The organism is uncultured Formosa sp. (assembly GCF_947500765.1).
Taxonomy (GTDB): domain Bacteria; phylum Bacteroidota; class Bacteroidia; order Flavobacteriales; family Flavobacteriaceae; genus Formosa.
In genome coordinates this window covers 61166-80363 of record NZ_CANMTH010000011.1, presented here as the reverse complement: position 1 = coordinate 80363, position 19198 = coordinate 61166, and the positions used below count along the sequence as shown (strand labels likewise).

The window sequence follows — 19198 nt, the reverse complement described above, 5'->3', positions numbered from 1 at the left end:
TATTTAGGAAGCCTTTTTTATGCTTTAATATATTTTAACTTATAAAGCACCTCCGCTTTTTAGTACAAAATAAGTAAGAGGTATTGTAATAGCAAGTATAATAAGTACGGGTTTAGCCCAATTACGTTTCTTATATTCTATTGATTTACCTAAATATGTATTCCAAAAATATTCCGTTAAAATAAAAGCTCCAATTACATTTATAATTAATGCAAAATTAGAGTTTAAACTAAATAATGAAATTAATACTACAATAAAAATATATCCTATTATAAATAGTATCACATGATTTCGTGCTTTTTTTAGTTTAGAGTCTTTAAAGTTATAGATTAATAATACACTTCCAAAAAGTGGAGAAAATAAAATAGAAATAGCTAAAATTAAGCTTTTAGAGTATAATTCAGGTAGCGCTTTTAGCTTAGATCTTGTGCCAGCAGAGACATTAGGTGTATCATTTATAATTATGTTCTTCTCGGCAATACTTTTGGCGGTTAAAACACTGTGAGTTTTATTAATAGCATCCGTGTTTAATCCTCTGCTTTTTAAAATATCTAAAGCTGTTAAACGTGCTTCGTTGGTGTAAACTTTTTCGTTAAAACTAATGGCTTCAAGTTCTTCATTAGTCATTTTTTTAAATCTATCTACAAATATATTATCAGTCATTTTTTAGTTTAAAGTGTTGTTTGTGCTAATTTCATTAAAGATACCACTATTTAATTCAGCATATAAATTATTCAAAAAGCATCCTGAATTTAAAGAGTTAATAGTTAACTGGTATTATATTATAACGTAAATGTCTGATGTGTTCTTGGTTCATCAGACATTTAGTTTGGGCGTTACCATAAAGGTCGCGCTTTTCGTTATATCTTTTTTAGCCCTTTATTAAAGCTAAAAAAGGATGCCACTACAATCGCTAACGCTATTAACGTTTGGCCGTAAGTTCGGCAATTTTACAAATGACTTCTGTTGCTTTAATCATACTTTCTACAGGAACGTATTCGTAACGTCCATGAAAATTATGTCCTCCAGCAAAAATATTAGGACAAGGTAAGCCCATATAACTTAATTGAGAACCATCTGTACCACCACGAATGGCTTTAATATTAGGAGTAATACCTACTTGCTTCATAGCGTCTTCAGCAAGATCTACAATATGCATTACAGGTTCTACTTTTTCTTTCATATTGAAATATTGATCTTTTATTTCAACACTAACAGCATCATGATCATATTGTGCATTTAAATCATTTGCTAATTTTTGCATTACGTCTTTACGCGCTTCAAAATGTTCTTTATCGTGATCGCGGATAATATATTTTAAAACGGTAGAATCTACTTCTCCATTAATATCTGTTAGATGGAAGAAGCCTTGGTAACCTTCAGTATGTTCCGGCGTTTCTATGCGTGGTAATGAATTAATAAATTCTGTAGCGATGTACATAGAATTTATCATTTTCCCTTTCGCATAACCAGGATGTACAATTTTCCCTTTTATAGTAACTACGGCTCCAGCAGCATTAAAGTTTTCGTATTCTAATTCTCCTATTTCACTACCATCCATAGTGTAAGCCCATGCTGCTCCAAACTTTTCTACATCAAATTTATGAGCTCCGCGACCTATTTCTTCATCAGGAGTAAAGCCAACACGAATCTTTCCGTGTTTAATTTCTGGATGTTGTACTAAATATTCCATAGCTGTAACAATCTCAGTAATTCCAGCTTTATCATCTGCTCCTAATAGCGTTGTTCCATCTGTGGTAATTAGTGTTTGTCCTTTGTAAAGCAGTAAATCTTCAAAATAATCTGGAGATAATATGATGTTTTGCTCCTTGCTAAGAACAATGTCTTTTCCGTCGTAATTTTCTATAAACTGAGGGTTAACATTAGCGCCAGAAAAATCTGGAGAGGTATCGAAATGTGAAATAAAACCAATTGTAGGAACGTCATGGTCTACATTGCTTGGTAAAGTTGCCATAATGTAGGCATTCTCATCTATAGAGACATCTTCTAAACCAATTGTTTTTAACTCTTCAGCAAGAGCATTGGCAAGATCCCATTGTTTCTCTGTACTTGGGGTTGTGTTACTTTCTGGATCCGATTCTGTATCTACAGTTATGTAGCTTACAAAACGGTTTATAAGGTGCTGTTTATTTATCATGAGGGGTGAAATTTTATACAAAAATACTATTATTAATTATTTATGCTTTTTGAATTGTAGGATTTTTTATTTAAAAGTATTTTTGCATAAATAAAACTGCAATGTATAAGTTATTAATTCGTCCTTTATTTTTTAGTTTCGATCCTGAGAAGGTGCATCACTTCACATTTTCTATGGTGCGTTTTCTCTCTAAAATACCATTTGTACCTCATATATTTAGATCGTTATTCGTGATTGAAGATAAAAAGCTAGAACGAAATGTTTTCGGATTAACGTTTAAAAATCCAGTGGGCTTAGCAGCTGGTTTCGATAAAAATGCAGTGTTGTATAATGAACTAGTAAACTTCGGATTTGGGTTTGTAGAAATAGGAACAGTAACACCAATCGGACAGGTTGGAAATCCTAAAAAACGAATTTTTAGACTTATTGAAGATCAAGGTTTAATTAACCGTATGGGATTTAATAATGAAGGTGTCGAGACTGCAATTACTCAGCTTAAGAAAAATAAGGGAAAAATACTTATTGGTGGAAATATTGGAAAAAACACCCAAACTACACCAGAAAACTACACTGCAGATTATGTGACTTGTTTTAATGCATTGCACCCATATGTAGATTACTTTGTTCTTAATGTGAGTTGTCCAAACGTTGGTAGTCATGCTAAATTAAACGATAAAGACTATCTGTTAGAATTAATTAGCACAGTAAAAAAAGCAAATAAATCGTTTGGAAAAGAAAAGCCAATCTTACTTAAAATAGCACCAGATTTAAATGATGTACAATTAGATGAAATTATTGAATTGGTAAAAGAAACACAACTTGATGGTGTTATAGCATCGAATACATCTGTAGACCGTAGCGGATTAAAAGCTTCAGAATCAGAACTGGAAACTATTGGAAATGGTGGGTTAAGCGGACAGCCGGTTAAAGATAAAAGTACAGCAGTTATTAAGTACTTAAGTGAAAAAAGTAATAAAGCATTTCCTATTATTGGAGTAGGAGGAATCCATTCTGCAGAAGATGCTTTAGAAAAACTAGATGCAGGGGCAACTTTAGTACAGATTTATACTGGATTTATATACGAAGGACCAGGATTAATTAAAAAAATTAATAAGGCAATCTTAAAACATGCATAACTTTTGGATGTAGATGTTTTAATATCCTTTATCATAGCAACCTCGGTTTTGGCAATTGCTCCTGGGCCAGATGTTATTTATGTCTTAATGCAAAGTATAACCAATGGTAAGTCGTTTGGTATCGCTACAGCATGCGGATTGGTTTCAGGGTGCTTGGTACATACTACTTTGGTTGCTTTTGGTGTGTCTGCTATTATAAAAGCTTCAGATACTATTTTCTTTATCATTAAATTTTTAGGAGCGATATACTTAATTTATTTGGCTTTTAAGGTTTATAAAAGTGATGCAAACGTATTGTTAACTCAAGAAAATGTACCAGAGAAAACATGGAGTCAATTATATAAACAAGGGTTTATAATGAATGTCTTAAATCCGAAAGTGTCCATCTTTTTTCTTGCTTTTTTTCCAGGGTTTTTATTCAGTGATTCATTAAGAACAGTATATCAATTCTATATTTTAGGTTTTATTTTTATAGGAGTCTCATTTTTGGTTTTTGTAACGATTGCCATTCTAGGAGGTTCCATTTCAACGTATTTAAAACAACATAAAGGGATTGGTCATATTTTAAAATGGATGCAAGTTGTGGTGTTCATTGGGATTGCGTTTTTTATCTTATTTTCAGAAAAATAATGGTATTTTTAAATTATAAACGGTAACAAATAATGGCTCAAGATGTAAAAATAATAGAATGTCCGCGTGATGCCATGCAAGGAATAAAAGCATGTATTCCTACCGAACGTAAAGTGCAATACATTCAATCTTTGTTGCGTGTAGGATATGATACTATCGATTTTGGTAGTTTTGTGTCGCCTAAAGCCATTCCACAAATGGCAGATACAGCCGAAGTGCTATCTCGATTAGATTTGTCTAAAACAGTAAGTAAACTCTTGGCAATTATAGCCAATACTAGAGGCGCCGAAGAGGCTTCAAAACATAAAGAAATAGATTATTTAGGCTATCCGTTTTCAATTTCAGAAAACTTTCAAATGCGTAATACGCATAAAACCATTGCTGAATCTGTAGAGACTTTACAAGAGATCTTGAATATTGCAGAGCAACGTAATAAAGAAGTGGTTGTTTATATCTCTATGGGATTTGGTAATCCTTACGGAGATCCTTGGAATGTAGATATTGTTGCCGAATGGACAGAGCGTTTAAGTAAAATGGGAGTAAAAATACTCTCGTTAAGTGATACTGTAGGAAGCTCAGATCCAGAGACCATACACTATTTGTTTTCTAATTTAATACCGTTATATCCAAATATAGAATTTGGAGCACATTTACATACTACACCAAATTCGTGGTTTGAAAAAGTAGACGCGGCTTACAAGTCCGGCTGTACACGATTTGATGGTGCTATTCAAGGGTTAGGAGGTTGCCCAATGGCTAAAGATGAGTTAACAGGGAATATGCCAACCGAAAAGTTGTTGTCATACTTTACAACAAAAAAAGTAAATCAATTAAATGCACTAAGTTTTGAAAGTGCTTATAATGAGGCTACTAAAATGTTTGGCCTATACCATTAAAATTTCATTGAAGATAATTTTGTAATTAATTGGTATTTTACTTATATATCCTAAATAATATTTAGAAATTTGTGTTTATGTGGATTTTTTAATGCTTTAAATAACATAACGTTTTATTTGAAGTTACTAATTATTTAACGAATAGGATTTATTTTATGTTTCTGGCTTCGTTAAGCACATTAATAAACGTTTTAAATCTTATTTAATATATGAATAACTACTTCATAAAAACAACTAATCCAGCGCCACTAGTAGTGTTTAGAGTCTGTTTTGGTTTGTTAATGTGTGCTAGTTTAATAAGTTTTTGGCAGAAAGGTTGGATAGAATCTCTGTATGTAGAACCTAAATTTCATTTTACATTTTACGCTTTCGAATGGATAAAACCATTTGGTATTTATACATATGCTTTGTTTGCTTTGTGTGGTTTGTCTTCTGTTTTTGTGGCTTTTGGATTTAAATATAGAATTGCAATAGTGACTTTTTTTTTAAGTTTCACATATATTCAATTCATGGATAAAACAGTGTACCAATCGTCTTCTTATTTTATTATGGTACTGAGCTTTTTAATGATTTTCTTGCCTGCAAATGCAGCCTTTTCAATAGATTCGTTACGTTCAAGACGCGCATATCGTACCATTCCAAAATGGTGCTTAGATAGTGTGAAATTAATGTTTTTTATCGTTTTCTTATATTCTGGTTTAGCAAAACTTAATTCAGATTGGTTATTACGTGCTATGCCTTTAGAATTATGGTTAACGTCAAGTAAAAATATCCCTTTTATAGGAGAGCCTATATTACAATCAAGTTGGTTTCATTATAGCGTAAGTTGGAGTTTTATGATTTTTGATTTAACAATTCCTTTCCTATTGCTTTATAAACGCACGCGGTTTTTTGCCTTTTGCTTACTTGTTTTTAATCAGCTGTTTTCGCAAGCGTTGTTTCCTTTAGGTATGTTGCCTTTAATACTAATTATTTGTGCGCCTATTTTCTTCTCTTTAGAATGGCACCAAAAAGCACTATTAATTTTAAGAGCATTTTTGTCTCCTATACAGAATGGATTAAAATTTTCATCTGCATTAAAAATGACAAAAGATTATCAATATAGAACACCTTTCCCTATTTTTATTGTGGGATTGTTCTTTATGTTTCAATTACTGTTTCCGCTGCGGTATATGTTATATCCTGGAGAATTGTTTTGGACCGGAGAGGGGTATTTGTTTTCTTGGCGAACATCGCTTATAGAAAGGTCGGGTACTACAACTTTTTTTGTTGTAGATTCTAAAACAGGAGAGCATTTTAATATTAATAATGCCGATTTTTTAACTCCTAGTCAAGAGAAACAAATGAGTTTCCAGCCTGATTTTATTTTAGAATATGCGCATTTTTTAGGACGTCATTTTAATACAAAAGGGCATGATAATGTAGAGGTTTATGCCGAAAGTTGTGTGTCTTTAAATGGTAGGCCGAGTGCAACATACGTAGATCCAGAAGTAAATTTATTACAGCAAAAACAATCTTATAGACATAAAAATTGGATATTGCCTTTTCAAGATAAAATACAAGGTTTATAAGGCTTAATTAATTACGTCGTTTAACAATCTTAATTATGAAATTATTTTTTTTCCTTGTTTTGTTTTTAAGTTTGAACGTTGTTTTCGCTAAAGAATGGAAAAATTTAACAGTGTACAAAAAAGAAACCAAGTTGGAAACGCTACCTCGTGGAGATTGGTTTACTAAAGATAGAAAACAAAATTCTATAGTATGGCAACAGGCAAACCGTTTTAATTTACTGTATATGTACCCGAATCAGTATACTTCGGTAGAGCAACGTTTGGGGTTCTATATTTGGCTTCAACACGAATTAGACAAAAAAGGGAATGAGATTTATTGGGTAAAAATGGCCTCTTTTGTTTCCGAAAAATTAAATGTAATAAACATATTTCCCTATAAATACGTTGTAAAAAAAACGACTATTCAGAATACTAATTATGGTAGTGAAGTGGTTTTTAATAATTCGTTTTACTATTTAAAAGACCTGTTTTTGGCAGCCAAACCCCTTAAAAATACAACAGCAGAAATTTGGGATTTAAAAATGCTTTATCGCGAACAGTACGAATGGGTAGAAACTGTCTATCAAAATATCGATACTGAAAGTTTAAATCAGATTTCTCAAATAGCTAAAGGAAAAGGAGTTTACCGTTTTTTTGTACCTAAAGGCTTAACATTTATAGGAAATTTAAAAAATCCAGATGATAGATATTATTATGCTGTAAATGTGCTTTTACCATATTGCAAATGGTCTAATTAAAATTACGTAAATTCACTTCTTATTTACTATTAAAAATAGTATATTTGCACGCAATTATATCTTAATTGCACCATGACAGCACACGAAAACAAAATTCTAGGAGAAGGACTAACCTACGACGACGTTTTATTAGTTCCAGCATTTTCCGAAATCTTACCAAGAGAGGTAAATATTCAAACAAAATTTACACGAAACATTACAATTAACGTACCGATTATTTCTGCGGCTATGGATACCGTTACAGAAAGTGCGATGGCTATTGCTATGGCTAGAGAAGGAGGTATTGGTGTGTTGCATAAAAACATGTCGATAAAGCAGCAAGCTCAAGAAGTACGTAAAGTTAAACGTGCAGAAAGCGGTATGATTATCGATCCGGTAACCTTGCCTTTAACGGCTAAAGTTAGCGATGCTAAAAATTGCATGAAAGAACATAGCATTGGCGGAATTCCCATTGTAGATGATGAAGGGAAATTAAAAGGAATTGTTACCAATAGAGATTTACGTTTCGAACATGAAAATGATCGTGCTATTGTTGAAATTATGACTTCCGAGAATTTAGTAACTGCAGCAGAAGGAACATCTTTAAAAGATGCTGAAGTTATTTTACAAGAAAAGAAAATTGAAAAACTACCCGTAGTTGATGCCGATTATAATTTAATTGGGTTAATTACATTTAGAGATATTACAAAACTTACACAGAAGCCAATAGCTAATAAAGATTCTTACGGACGTTTACGTGTAGCTGCTGCCATAGGAGTGACTGCCGATGCTGTAGAACGTGCCGAAGCGTTATATAATGCAGGTATTGATGCTATAATTATTGATACGGCTCACGGACATACTAAAGGTGTAGTAAATGTATTAAAAGCAGTAAAAGCTAAATTTCCATATTTAGATGTTGTTGTTGGTAATATTGCAACAGCAGCTGCAGCTAAATATCTAGTAGAAGCAGGAGCAGATGCAGTAAAAGTGGGTATTGGTCCAGGATCTATTTGTACAACACGAGTTGTTGCAGGAGTTGGTTTTCCTCAGTTTTCTGCAGTATTAGAAGTTGCCGCAGCTATTAAAGGTAGCGGTGTTCCTGTGATTGCAGATGGTGGAATTCGATATACAGGAGATATTCCTAAAGCTATTGCAGCAGGTGCAGATACTGTAATGTTAGGATCTTTATTAGCGGGGACTAAAGAGTCTCCAGGAGAAACTATTATTTTTGAAGGAAGAAAGTTTAAGTCTTACCGAGGTATGGGATCTGTTGAAGCGATGAAAGAAGGTAGTAAAGACCGTTATTTCCAAGATATAGAAGACGATATTAAAAAATTAGTCCCAGAAGGTATTGTAGGTCGCGTAGATTATAAAGGCGATTTAGAAGAAAGTATCCATCAGTTTGTAGGAGGTTTACGTGCAGGTATGGGATATTGCGGATCTAAAGATATAGAGACATTAAAAGAAACAGGACGTTTCGTGAAAATTACAGCTAGTGGAATTAACGAAAGTCACCCACACGATGTAACCATCACTAAAGAATCTCCAAATTATTCAAGATAGACGGAAGAGTTAATTACTTTCTTTCTTATTATATAAAGCTCCTGTTAGAACGAATTTATGTTTTAATAGGAGCTTTTTTAGGTCTGTATTTTAATATTGAATCTGCTTGCTCAGGCTTTTTTTTAACCTTGTATTTAAAAGTTTGGAAATAAATACAGAATAAGCTTTAAGACATAACTTAATTAGCCCTTAGATAAAATACTAGCAATAAGTTTAGTGCTAGGAAATTGTTCTAATATAATTTTAACAAATACAGTAATTGGAATAGCCATAATTAAGCCTGGAATGCCCCAAATAAATCCCCATAACATTAGCATTACTAATACGGTTATAATGTTTATAGAGAAAGATTTTCCCATAAAAACAGGTTCTAAAATAGCTCCAAATAATACCTGAACACCCGTAATACTTAGTATAAAGAAAATTAAAGTACTCGCTACTTCTATTTCAACAAAAGCAAAAATAGATAAAAGGATTACTGTAGCAAAAGAGCCTACCATTTGTATAAAGTTTATAATAAAAGCAAATAATCCCCAGAAAATAGGAAAACTAACATCGAAGGCATAACACGCTAAACCTGTACCAATTCCTGTTAATAGACTAACAAACACTTTTACTTTTATAAATTTTATTAAATCCTTTTCAATTTTCATAAAGGTTTTAACAGACGTATGTTTTTGTCTTAAAATAGTGTTGTTTAATAGCTTGTGAACATTTATAGATTCTGCTAACCATAAGACCACAAAAAAAGCAGTCATTAACACCATTGTTAACGTGGTGCGTATAAAGTTTACAGTTGGTCCAAAATTGCTTAAAAGGGTGTCTTTATCTAATAGTTGGGTAGAAATACTAATGTCATCATTAAGTAATTCGGTACCAAAAAAGCTTTCCAAACTCGAAATTAAAAGTTTTATTTTTTGTTCAGCTTTAAAAATAAAAGCATCACTAGTCGATAGAATTTCTTTACTAGATAATTGTATTAAATCGCCTGCCAATTTAAAAAACACTAAAATAATAAGAACAATAATAACGATGCTCAGAGCATTAGGCAATTTTCGTTTTGTTAACCATCTCATTATGGGTAAAAATAGTAATGCGATGAACATTGAAAAAATAAGCGGGACAAAAATAAATGATAATATTTTTAGTAAATAAAATACTAATGGAATAACTATAATAAGTAGGAGAAAATTAGTTGTTCGTCTATCGTTTAACATAGCATATGGGCACTTAAAAAATTCGATTTGCAAATGTAGTTTAAAACCTCACAGTTTATGGGTGAAAATATCGTAATTATAATGATAAAATTTTATGATATTTATAGATAAACTTCTCCGCGATGTGGCTTTAATGCATCGCGTAAAGGTTTCATATCCGACTCATTAACAACTAAAAAGGCAATAGCATGCATTTCACTTAGCTCAGAATTTCCAGTTATAGTAATATCTAAATGTTCGTTCTCTATATATTCTTTTAAATGAATTTCATGATGTTCGGCTGTTTTTAAGGCATGTGGACCTCGAAAATCCCAAATCAGTTTTAATTGTCGCATGTGTTAAAGTTTTAACAAAAATACAAATTACTTTATCAGATTGTAAACACTTACTATATATTGTTTGTCGTTTTAAAAATAATATATCAAAGTACTGTTTTTTAATTACTTAATGTAAAATTGATAACGCTTAATTAAAACAATAAAATATTGAAATACGATATATGTTTTTTTATAAATCAAATCCGAATAAAAATACTAAAGCTGTTAGAGCTGCGTTTGTTAAAGCAACTTGTATTATAGTTTTATATTACTATTTTTGTTTACAATTAAATTATAAATAATGAAATTGAAATCCGTTTTGTTGTTGCTGTTACTTACTGTTTCATACATAAGTACAGCACAAATTGCTTCAGAAGATATTCTTTTTAAAGTGGACGAAACTCCAGTATATGCATCAGAATTTGTTAGAGTTTATAACAAGAATTTAGATTTAGTAAAAGACGAATCTCAAAAAGATGTAGATGCCTATCTACAGTTATTCATTAATTATAAATTAAAATTAGCTGAAGCAAAATCTTTAAAGTTAGATGAAAAAGGGGCTTATCGAAGAGAATTAAAATCCTACAGAAATCAATTATCGCAAAATTATCTAACAGATAATACCGTTACAGAGGAATTGGTAGAAGAAGCTTATAAGCGCACTAAAACTGAAGTAAGAGCAAGACATATTTTAGTTAGATTAGACGAAAATGCATCTCCAAAAGATACATTAGCTGCATATATGGAAATCGTGAAACTAAGAAACCGTCTAATAAGTGAAGGGTTCGATAAGGTTAAAAAAGATGTGCATGATGGAAAATCTATTTTTGCAGAAGATTTAGGGTATTTCTCTGCTTTTAAAATGGTATATAGTTTTGAAAATGCAGCTTACAAGACCCAGGTTGGAGATGTTTCTCAACCTTTTAGAACACGTTTTGGGTATCATGTTGTACAAGTTTTAGATAAACGTCCTGCTCGTGGTACCGTAAAGGTGGCACATATTATGGTAGCTAAAAATAAAGAAGGAGATACTATTTCTAATCCAGAAGCAAGAATTAATGATATTTATAAAAAACTGAATCAAGGTGAAAGTTTTGAGAGTTTAGCAAAACAGTTTTCTGAAGATCTAAGCTCGGCCAATAAGGGCGGAGAGTTAGCTCCTTTCTCTAAGGGACAACTGTCTTCTAACGAATTTGAAGAAGAAGCTTTTAATTTAGTTTTAGTTGGAGATGTTTCTAAACCGTTTAAAACAAATTTTGGTTGGCATATAGTTAAACTATTAGACCGTAAGCCTGTGCCAGAATTTGCAGATATGAAATCGGAATTGGAAGAGAAAGTTAAATTAGATAGTAGGTCTAAACGTATTAATGAAAGCCGAATTCATGATTTAAAAAAACGCTATAATATTTCAGACGACCAGCCTGCATTATCTTATTTTGTTAAGATTTTGAATAAAAAATACTATGAACGTACATGGGAATTGCCTTCTAAATTTACGGCCGATAAAACGTTATTAACCATAGGTTCTAAAACGCTTACGTATAAAGATTTTGGTAATTTTATAGAAAAACGTCAAGCTATGTTTTCTGAAAAATTTAGTTTGAATAAAATCGTAGAAATTAATTATGAAACGTTCTTAGATCTAGAACTTAAAGCCTATCAAGAAGCTCATTTAGAAGAAGAGAATCCTGAATTTGCAGAAATAATAGGAGAGTATAGAGATGGTTTATTGTTATTTGATTTAATGGAAAATGAAATCTGGAATGCAGGCCAAAAAGATACTGTAGCGGTACAAAACTATTACGAAGCACATAGAGAAAATTATTTTTGGAACAAAAGAATAGATGCTATTGTAGGAGCTTCTGTAACTAGAAAGGACATTAAAAAAGTAGCTAAACTATTAAAAAAGAATGTACCTTTAGAAGACATTAAAGCAAAACTTAATGTGAAAGACGAAATTCACGTTATGTTTACTACCGGAGTTTTAGAAGAAAATAATCAAAGTCTTCCTGCAGATTTTGAATATAAAAAAGGACTTTCAGATATTTACGAATTTAATGATGGTTATATAGTAGCCAAAGTTAATAACATACTTCCAAAAACACTCAAATCTTTCGACGAAGCAAAAGGTAGTGTTATTAGCGATTTTCAAGCCAATAAAGAAGACCTTTGGTTACAAGATTTACATGCTAAATATACTGTATCTATTAATGAAAGTGTGTTGACTAAAATAAGAAATCAAATTAATAATCAATAATTGAAAAACAGAATATTTTTAATATTAGTGTTACTAAGTGTAACCTCGTGTCAGCTTTTTAAAACAGAAGATGAGCGTATTCCTGTGGCTCGTGTTAACGAAACGTATTTGTATCAAGAAGATATAAAAGATTTGGTAAACGAAGGGGCATCCAAGGACGACAGTACGCTTGTGGTTCAAAATTTTATTACACGTTGGGCAACGCAAGAGTTATTAGTAGAAGGAGCCAAACGAAATTTAAACGAAACAAAGTTAGAAGATTTTCAGCGTTTAGTCAATCAGTATAAAAGAGATTTATACTCTAAAGCATATTTAGAAGCTTTGGTAAAACGTAGTGTCGATACTGTAGTTTCAATTGAAGAAGCAGAACGCTATTATAAAGCAAATACAGAAGCTTTTAAATTAAACGAAGATTTAATCAAGTTTAGATATATAAATGTCGATGAAAACAGGTTAGATTTTAAAGATATACAAACCAAGTTTCAGCGATTTAATCAAGAAGATAAGAGAGAATTAGATTCTATTTCTATTCAATTTAAATCTTATGCTTTAAACGATTCTATTTGGGTAAAAATGAGTCAAGTTATAAGTAAAATTCCTGTAGTTTCACTTGAAAATAAAGACCAACTGTTAAAAAAATCTAATTTTATACAGCTCAAAGATTCTTTAGGAGTATATTTGATGCGCGTTAATGACATTTTATTGCGTGGTAGCACGGCACCACTAGAGTACGTTAAGCCTACCATCGATCAAATCGTGATTAATAAGAGAAAATTAGAACTCATTAGAGATTTAGAAAAAGATATTACAAAAGATGCAATTAAGAACAAACAATTTGAAATCTATAATTAACCTCAAACAAGCTTTACTTTTTAGCTTAATCTTAAGTGCAAATGGCATGTTTGCACAAGAAATTATCCCAGACGAAGTTCCAGAAACAAAAGAAGTCGTAGAAGAGCCTAAAATGGTAAAAGATTCTTTAGTCTCTCCTGGAGCAAAAAAAATAGATGGAGTTGCAGCAGTAATTGGAGAATATATTGTTTTAGAATCTGATGTTGTCAAAACAAAATTGCAATTACAAGCTCAAGGTGTAAGTACAGCAGATTTTACAGATTGTGAGTTGTTTGGAAAGCTACTTGAAGATAAATTATATGCGCATCAAGCGGTACAAGATAGTATAATCGTTTCGGATATTGAGATACAGTCGTATGTAGATCAACAAATTCAATCGTTTTTACAACAAACTAACGGTTCTATGGATGCGTTGTTAAAATTATATAACAAAGAAGATGAAAAAAGCTTAAGAGATGAAATGTTTGAAGTAAACAAGAGTCAGAAGCTAGCGCAGGAAATGCAACAAAAGATTGTTGAAGATGTAGAAGTAACTCCAGAAGAAGTTCGTGTATTTTTTAATAATGTACCAAAAGATGAGCGTCCTACCTTCGGAACCGAATTAAGAGTAGCTCAAATAGTTGTAGAACCACAAGTAACTCAAGAAGAAAAAGATAAAGTCATAGAACGTTTAAAAGAAATGCGTGCAGATGTTCTTGAAAATGGTGCAAGTTTCCGTTCTAAAGTGGTATTATATACCGACGATGGAGCTTCTCGTGCAAATGGAGGTTTATATACGTTAAACCGTAAGCGTCCTAAAATGGTGAAAGAATTCAGACAAGTCGCTTTTTCTTTAAAAGAAGGTGAGATTTCTGAACCATTTGCTACAGAATATGGATACCATATTATTTACTTAGAAAAAATTAGAGGGCAAGAATACGATGTTCGTCATATATTATTGATGCCTAAAGTGTCTGATGAAGAAATTGCTAAAGCCAAAGAAAAAATAGAAAAAGCAAGAGCCGAATTAGAAAGCGGAGAAATTACTTTTGCAGAAGCCGCTATTAAGTATAGTGACGAAAAAGAAACAAAATACGATGGCGGACAATTAATTAATCCATCGACTCAAGATTACAATTTTGAATTAACTAAAATGGATCCAGAATTATACGGACAAATTCAAAATTTAAAAGATAACGAAATTAGTACGATATTAAAAGATCAAGACCGTACAGGGAAAATAAAATTTAAAATTCTTACAGTTTCAGATCGTGTAGATGAGCACGAAGCAAACTATGCTCAAGATTATCTTAAAATTAAAGATTTAGCTTTAGGTGATAAACGTTTAAAAGCTGTTGAAAAATGGCAAAAAGAAACAATTTCTGATACATATATTAAAATTAACGGAGATTATAGAAATTGTGAATTTGCAAGTAATTGGTTAAAAAAATAAAGATGTCAGACGTTGCTGCCGTAGAACAATTTGTTAAGAAATTTGGAGCGCTAAAAACCGAAATTTCCAAAATTATAATTGGTCAGGATTTAGTGGTAGAGCAGATTTTAATTTCTGTGTTTTCAGGGGGTCATGCCTTATTAATTGGTGTGCCTGGTTTAGCAAAAACCTTAATGGTAAATGCAATTTCTCAAGCTTTGGGATTAGATTTTAAACGGATACAGTTTACACCAGATTTAATGCCTAGCGATATTTTAGGTAGTGAAATACTAGACGAAAGTAGAAACTTTAAATTTATTAAAGGACCAATTTTTTCGAATATTATTTTAGCTGATGAAATTAATAGAACACCTCCAAAAACGCAAGCCGCATTATTGGAAGCCATGCAAGAACGCTCAGTTACTGTTGCTGGCCAACATTATAAATTAAGTTTGCCTTATTTTGTGTTAGCAACGCAAAACCCTATAGAACAAGAAGGGACTTACCCTTTGCCAGAAGCGCAATTAGACCGCTTTATGTTTGCCATTCATTTAGACTATCCAACATTTCAGGAAGAAGTAGCGGTAGTTAAAGCAACAACTACAGATCGTGTCGTTTCAATAACTCCATTATTTAATGCTGAAGAAATAGTCAATTTTCAAAAATTAATTCGTCGTGTACCCGTAGCCGACAATGTTATTGAATATGCAGTAACTATGGTGGGGAAAACACGACCAAATTCTGAATCTGCTCCAGATATTGTTAAGAATTACCTCGATTGGGGCGCTGGGCCAAGAGCCTCACAAAATTTAATTTTAGCAGCAAAAACGCATGCTGTTATACGTGGCAAATTTTCTCCAGATATTGAAGATGTTCAAGCCGTTGCATTCGGTATTCTTAGACATCGTATTATTAAAAACTACAAGGCGGAAGCCGAAGGTGTTTCCGAAGAAAAAATCATTAAAAGCTTATTTTAGTATTCTATTTGTAATTTTAAAGTAAGCGTTCTATTGTGTTAAAACGCATGACAGTTTCACCCCTTTTTAATTTTAAAACTTTTAGTTTTTGAAAAGATTATAAATAAATTATAATATTCATAATTTCTAATTGTTTTATCGGTTTATTTTAAATAATTAACAGGTATTTCTCTAAAAATTAGATTTAATTGTGGATATTCTTAAAATTGATAACACTATAACAATTTAATATCATTGTGTATTGTATTACAAGTTTTCTTTTAACAACTTTGCATTAAATTTTTTATGTTTGCAAAGTTTTCTCAAAGGTGTTGTCTATCATTTGATCTCTATAGTGTTAAACAGTATCCTTAATTAAGACAAAAATGTATGTTAGTGCCTCACGTTTTGTTTTAGAGAAGGCAAGGCATTAAAAAAATGTATAATTACGACAAAATTATTATATCGATTTCGTTGCAGATTACATGGACTGTTAAGAAACAAATAAAGAAACGACTTACTCCTTATTATGTAAATAGGGAAATAAAATTTATATACTAATTACAGTTTTATAAACTTACACTAATTTAATATTGACAAAAAAAATATTATTTATTTATGACTACTTATAAAGATTACATCAAGGAGATCGAAGATCGTAAAGGTCAAGGGCTTCATCCAAAACCTATTGATGGTGCTGCATTATTAAGCGAAATCATAGCACAGATTAAAGATTTAGATAATGAATATAGAGAAGACTCTCTTAACTTTTTTATCTATAATGTGTTACCTGGAACTACTGCTGCTGCTAGTGTAAAAGCTAAGTTTTTAAAAGAAATTATCCTTGGTGAGTCTGTAGTTAAAGAAATTACGCCTGCTTTTGCATTAGAACAATTATCTCACATGAAGGGTGGACCTTCTATAGAAGTATTATTAGATTTAGCTTTAGGTGCTAATGCGACTTTAGCAAAAGAAGCTGCTGAAGTTTTAAAAACGCAAGTATTTCTTTACGATGCAGATACTGCACGTTTAGAAAACGCATACCAAGAAGGAAATGCTGTAGCTAAAGACTTATTAGAAAGCTATGCGAAAGCAGAATTTTTTACTAAGCTTCCAGAAATAGACGAAAAAATAGACGTGGTAACATTTATCGCAGGAGTTGGTGATATCTCAACAGATTTATTATCTCCAGGTGGTGATGCACACTCACGTTCAGATAGAGAATTACACGGTCAGTGTTTATTCGAACATAATAAAGAACAACAAGCAGAATTAAAAGCCTTACAAGCACAACATCCAGATAAACGTGTGATGTTAATTGCCGAAAAAGGAACAATGGGGGTGGGGTCTTCTAGAATGTCAGGTGTAAATAACGTGGCGTTATGGACAGGTATTAAAGCCAGCCCGTATGTGCCATTTATCAATATTGCACCAGTAATTGCTGGAACAAACGGAATTTCACCAATTTTCTTAACTACAGTTGGTGTAACAGGAGGTATTGGTTTAGATCTTAAAAACTGGTTGCAACAAAAAGATGCAGACGGAAACACAATTCGTGACGAAGAAGGCGAACCTATCTTAAAAGAAGAGTACTCTGTGGCAACAGGAACGGTACTTACTATTAATACAAAAGAGAAAAAATTATATAACGGCGATACCGTATTAAAAGATATTTCTGCAGCATTTACACCACAAAAAATGGAGTTTATGAAAGCAGGTGGATCTTACGCAGTGGTATTCGGTAAGAAATTACAAACCGTTGCTTCTAAAATATTAGGGGTAGATGTTGTGCCAGTATATGCACCATCAAAAGAAATTTCTATTGAAGGACAAGGACTTACAGCTGTTGAAAAAATATTCAACAAAAATGCCGTAGGAACAACGCCAGGGAAAGTATTACATGCTGGTTCAGACGTGCGTGTAGAAGTTAACATTGTAGGGTCTCAAGATACTACAGGTTTAATGACATCTCAAGAATTAGAAATGATGGCTGCTACAGTAATTTCTCCAATTGTAGATGGCGCTTACCAATCAGGGTGTCATACAGCATCTGTTTGGGATAATAAATCTAAAGCAAACATACCGCGATTAATGAAATTCATGAACGACTTTGGTTTAATTACTGGTCGTGATCCTAAAGGGAAATATTTCCCAATGACGGATGTTATTCATAAAGTACTTAACGATATTACAGTAGGAGATTGGGACATCATTATTGGTGGAGATTCTCACACACGTATGTCTAAAGGTGTGGCTTTCGGAGCAGATTCAGGTACCGTGGCTTTAGCATTAGCTACAGGTGAGGCTTCAATGCCAATTCCACAGTCTGTAAAAGTAACGTTTAAAGGACAAATGAAATCGTATATGGATTTCCGTGATGTGGTGCACGCTACACAACAACAAATGTTAAAGCAATTTGGTGGAGAAAACGTATTCCAAGGTAGAATCATCGAGGTTCACATTGGAACATTAACTGCCGATCAAGCCTTTACATTTACAGATTGGACTGCAGAAATGAAAGCTAAGGCGTCTATCTGTATCTCTGAAGATGAAACGTTAATTGAATCTTTAGAAATAGCTAAAGGGCGTATCCAAATCATGATTGATAAAGGAATGGATAATGCAGGTCAAGTACTTAAAGGTTTAGTTGAAAAAGCAGAAACTAGAATTACAGAACTTAAAACTGGAATTAAACCAGCGTTAAGACCAGATGCTAATGCGAAGTATGAAGCAGAAGTAGTCGTAGATTTAGATCAAATCGTTGAACCAATGATTGCAGATCCAGATGTAAATAACGACGATGTTTCTAAACGTTATACACATGATGTAATTAGACCATTATCTTTTTACGGAGGAACGAAACAAGTAGATTTAGGTTTCGTAGGATCTTGTATGGTACATAAAGGTGATATGAAAATATTAGCTCAAATGTTGAAAAACATTGAGAGACAACAAGGGAAAGTTGAGTTTAAAGCGCCTTTAGTTGTTGCGCCTCCAACTTACAATATTGTTGATGAATTAAAAGCAGAAGGCGATTGGGATGTTTTAGTGAAGTATTCAGGTTTCGAATTCGACGATAACGATCCAAAGGCAGTAGCGCGTACAGGATACGAAAACATGTTGTACTTAGAACGTCCAGGATGTAACCTTTGTATGGGGAACCAAGAAAAGGCAGAACCTGGAGATACCGTAATGGCAACATCTACACGTTTATTCCAAGGACGTGTGGTTAAGGATTCTGGAGAGAAAAAAGGGGAGTCTTTATTATCTTCAACTCCAGTTGTCGTATTATCTACAATCTTAGGAAGAACACCTAATTTAGCAGAGTATCAAGAAGCTGTAGAAGGTATCAACTTAACGAAGTTTAAGCCTTCAAGTAAGTTGTTGTCTGTATAATTGATATACTACTAGTCATAAAAAAAACCTGAGTCTAAGACTCAGGTTTTTTTTTGCTATTTATTGGATCTTTTTTATTAGAATTAATAAAATTTTAACAAGTATTTTTTTATAAATTT

Annotated in this window: 15 protein-coding genes; 11 read left to right on the top strand and 4 right to left on the bottom strand. The window is 32.3% G+C overall.

The features are described 5' to 3' along the window. Nucleotides 1-39: 39 nt before the first annotated feature. Nucleotides 40-663 carry a hypothetical protein gene (locus Q1B05_RS16080; protein WP_299782000.1) on the bottom strand — a complete coding sequence of 208 codons (624 nt, stop codon included), beginning with the start codon at nucleotides 661-663 and terminating at the stop codon, nucleotides 40-42. A gap of 259 nt (nucleotides 664-922) precedes the next feature. After that, nucleotides 923-2158, bottom strand: coding sequence for a peptidase T (gene pepT / locus Q1B05_RS16075; protein WP_299781999.1), 1236 nt, complete (start codon nucleotides 2156-2158; stop codon nucleotides 923-925). 101 nt (nucleotides 2159-2259) lie between these two features. Here pepT and Q1B05_RS16070 point away from each other — a divergent pair, with 101 nt between their 5' ends. The 6 genes from Q1B05_RS16070 to guaB all read left to right on the top strand — a co-directional run bounded on the left by Q1B05_RS16070 (nucleotide 2260) and on the right by guaB (nucleotide 8673). Next, complete coding sequence (locus Q1B05_RS16070; protein ID WP_299781998.1) at nucleotides 2260-3294, top strand: quinone-dependent dihydroorotate dehydrogenase; 1035 nt, start codon at nucleotides 2260-2262, stop codon at nucleotides 3292-3294. A 3-nt stretch (nucleotides 3295-3297) separates the two neighbouring features. Next, entirely contained in the window at nucleotides 3298-3924 is a 627-nt protein-coding gene (locus tag Q1B05_RS16065) for a LysE family translocator (protein WP_299781997.1), read from the top strand. 32 nt (nucleotides 3925-3956) lie between these two features. Next, nucleotides 3957-4820: a hydroxymethylglutaryl-CoA lyase gene (locus tag Q1B05_RS16060; RefSeq protein ID WP_299781996.1), complete on the top strand. Its 864-nt coding sequence runs from the start codon at nucleotides 3957-3959 to the stop codon at nucleotides 4818-4820. A gap of 209 nt (nucleotides 4821-5029) precedes the next feature. Further along, nucleotides 5030-6391 (top strand): HTTM domain-containing protein, encoded by a 1362-nt coding sequence (locus tag Q1B05_RS16055; protein ID WP_299781995.1) that lies wholly within the window; start codon nucleotides 5030-5032, stop codon nucleotides 6389-6391. A 35-nt stretch (nucleotides 6392-6426) separates the two neighbouring features. Further along, nucleotides 6427-7128, top strand: coding sequence for an Insecticidal toxin complex protein (locus tag Q1B05_RS16050; protein WP_299781994.1), 702 nt, complete (start codon nucleotides 6427-6429; stop codon nucleotides 7126-7128). A 72-nt stretch (nucleotides 7129-7200) separates the two neighbouring features. Then, the gene (gene guaB, locus Q1B05_RS16045; RefSeq protein ID WP_299781992.1) at nucleotides 7201-8673 is read left to right on the top strand and encodes an IMP dehydrogenase; all 1473 of its coding nucleotides are present in this window, start codon (nucleotides 7201-7203) and stop codon (nucleotides 8671-8673) included. Between the two features lie 182 nt (nucleotides 8674-8855). Here the strand turns inward: guaB and Q1B05_RS16040 are convergent, their stop codons facing one another. Both Q1B05_RS16040 and Q1B05_RS16035 read right to left on the bottom strand, forming a co-directional pair. Continuing rightward, nucleotides 8856-9890, bottom strand: coding sequence for an AI-2E family transporter (locus Q1B05_RS16040; protein WP_299781990.1), 1035 nt, complete (start codon nucleotides 9888-9890; stop codon nucleotides 8856-8858). Nucleotides 9891-9991: 101 nt separating this feature from the next. Beyond that, entirely contained in the window at nucleotides 9992-10225 is a 234-nt protein-coding gene (locus Q1B05_RS16035; RefSeq protein ID WP_299781988.1) for a hypothetical protein, read from the bottom strand. A 283-nt stretch (nucleotides 10226-10508) separates the two neighbouring features. Here Q1B05_RS16035 and Q1B05_RS16030 point away from each other — a divergent pair, with 283 nt between their 5' ends. The 5 genes from Q1B05_RS16030 (at nucleotide 10509) to Q1B05_RS16010 (ending at nucleotide 19079) form a co-directional block, all read left to right on the top strand. Continuing rightward, nucleotides 10509-12464, top strand: a complete 1956-nt coding sequence (locus Q1B05_RS16030) for a peptidylprolyl isomerase (RefSeq protein WP_299781986.1) — start codon at nucleotides 10509-10511, stop codon at nucleotides 12462-12464. After that, nucleotides 12465-13316 (top strand): peptidyl-prolyl cis-trans isomerase, encoded by an 852-nt coding sequence (locus Q1B05_RS16025; RefSeq protein WP_299781984.1) that lies wholly within the window; start codon nucleotides 12465-12467, stop codon nucleotides 13314-13316. Beyond that, nucleotides 13300-14748 carry a peptidylprolyl isomerase gene (locus Q1B05_RS16020; RefSeq protein ID WP_366944402.1) on the top strand — a complete coding sequence of 483 codons (1449 nt, stop codon included), beginning with the start codon at nucleotides 13300-13302 and terminating at the stop codon, nucleotides 14746-14748. The genes Q1B05_RS16025 and Q1B05_RS16020 overlap by 17 nt, the downstream gene beginning before the upstream one ends. 2 nt (nucleotides 14749-14750) lie before the next feature. Then, on the top strand, nucleotides 14751-15704 hold the full coding sequence (locus tag Q1B05_RS16015; RefSeq protein WP_299781980.1) for a MoxR family ATPase: 954 nt from the start codon (nucleotides 14751-14753) through the stop codon (nucleotides 15702-15704). Nucleotides 15705-16301: 597 nt separating this feature from the next. Further along, nucleotides 16302-19079, top strand: coding sequence for a bifunctional aconitate hydratase 2/2-methylisocitrate dehydratase (locus Q1B05_RS16010; RefSeq protein ID WP_299781978.1), 2778 nt, complete (start codon nucleotides 16302-16304; stop codon nucleotides 19077-19079). Nucleotides 19080-19198 lie beyond the last annotated feature (119 nt).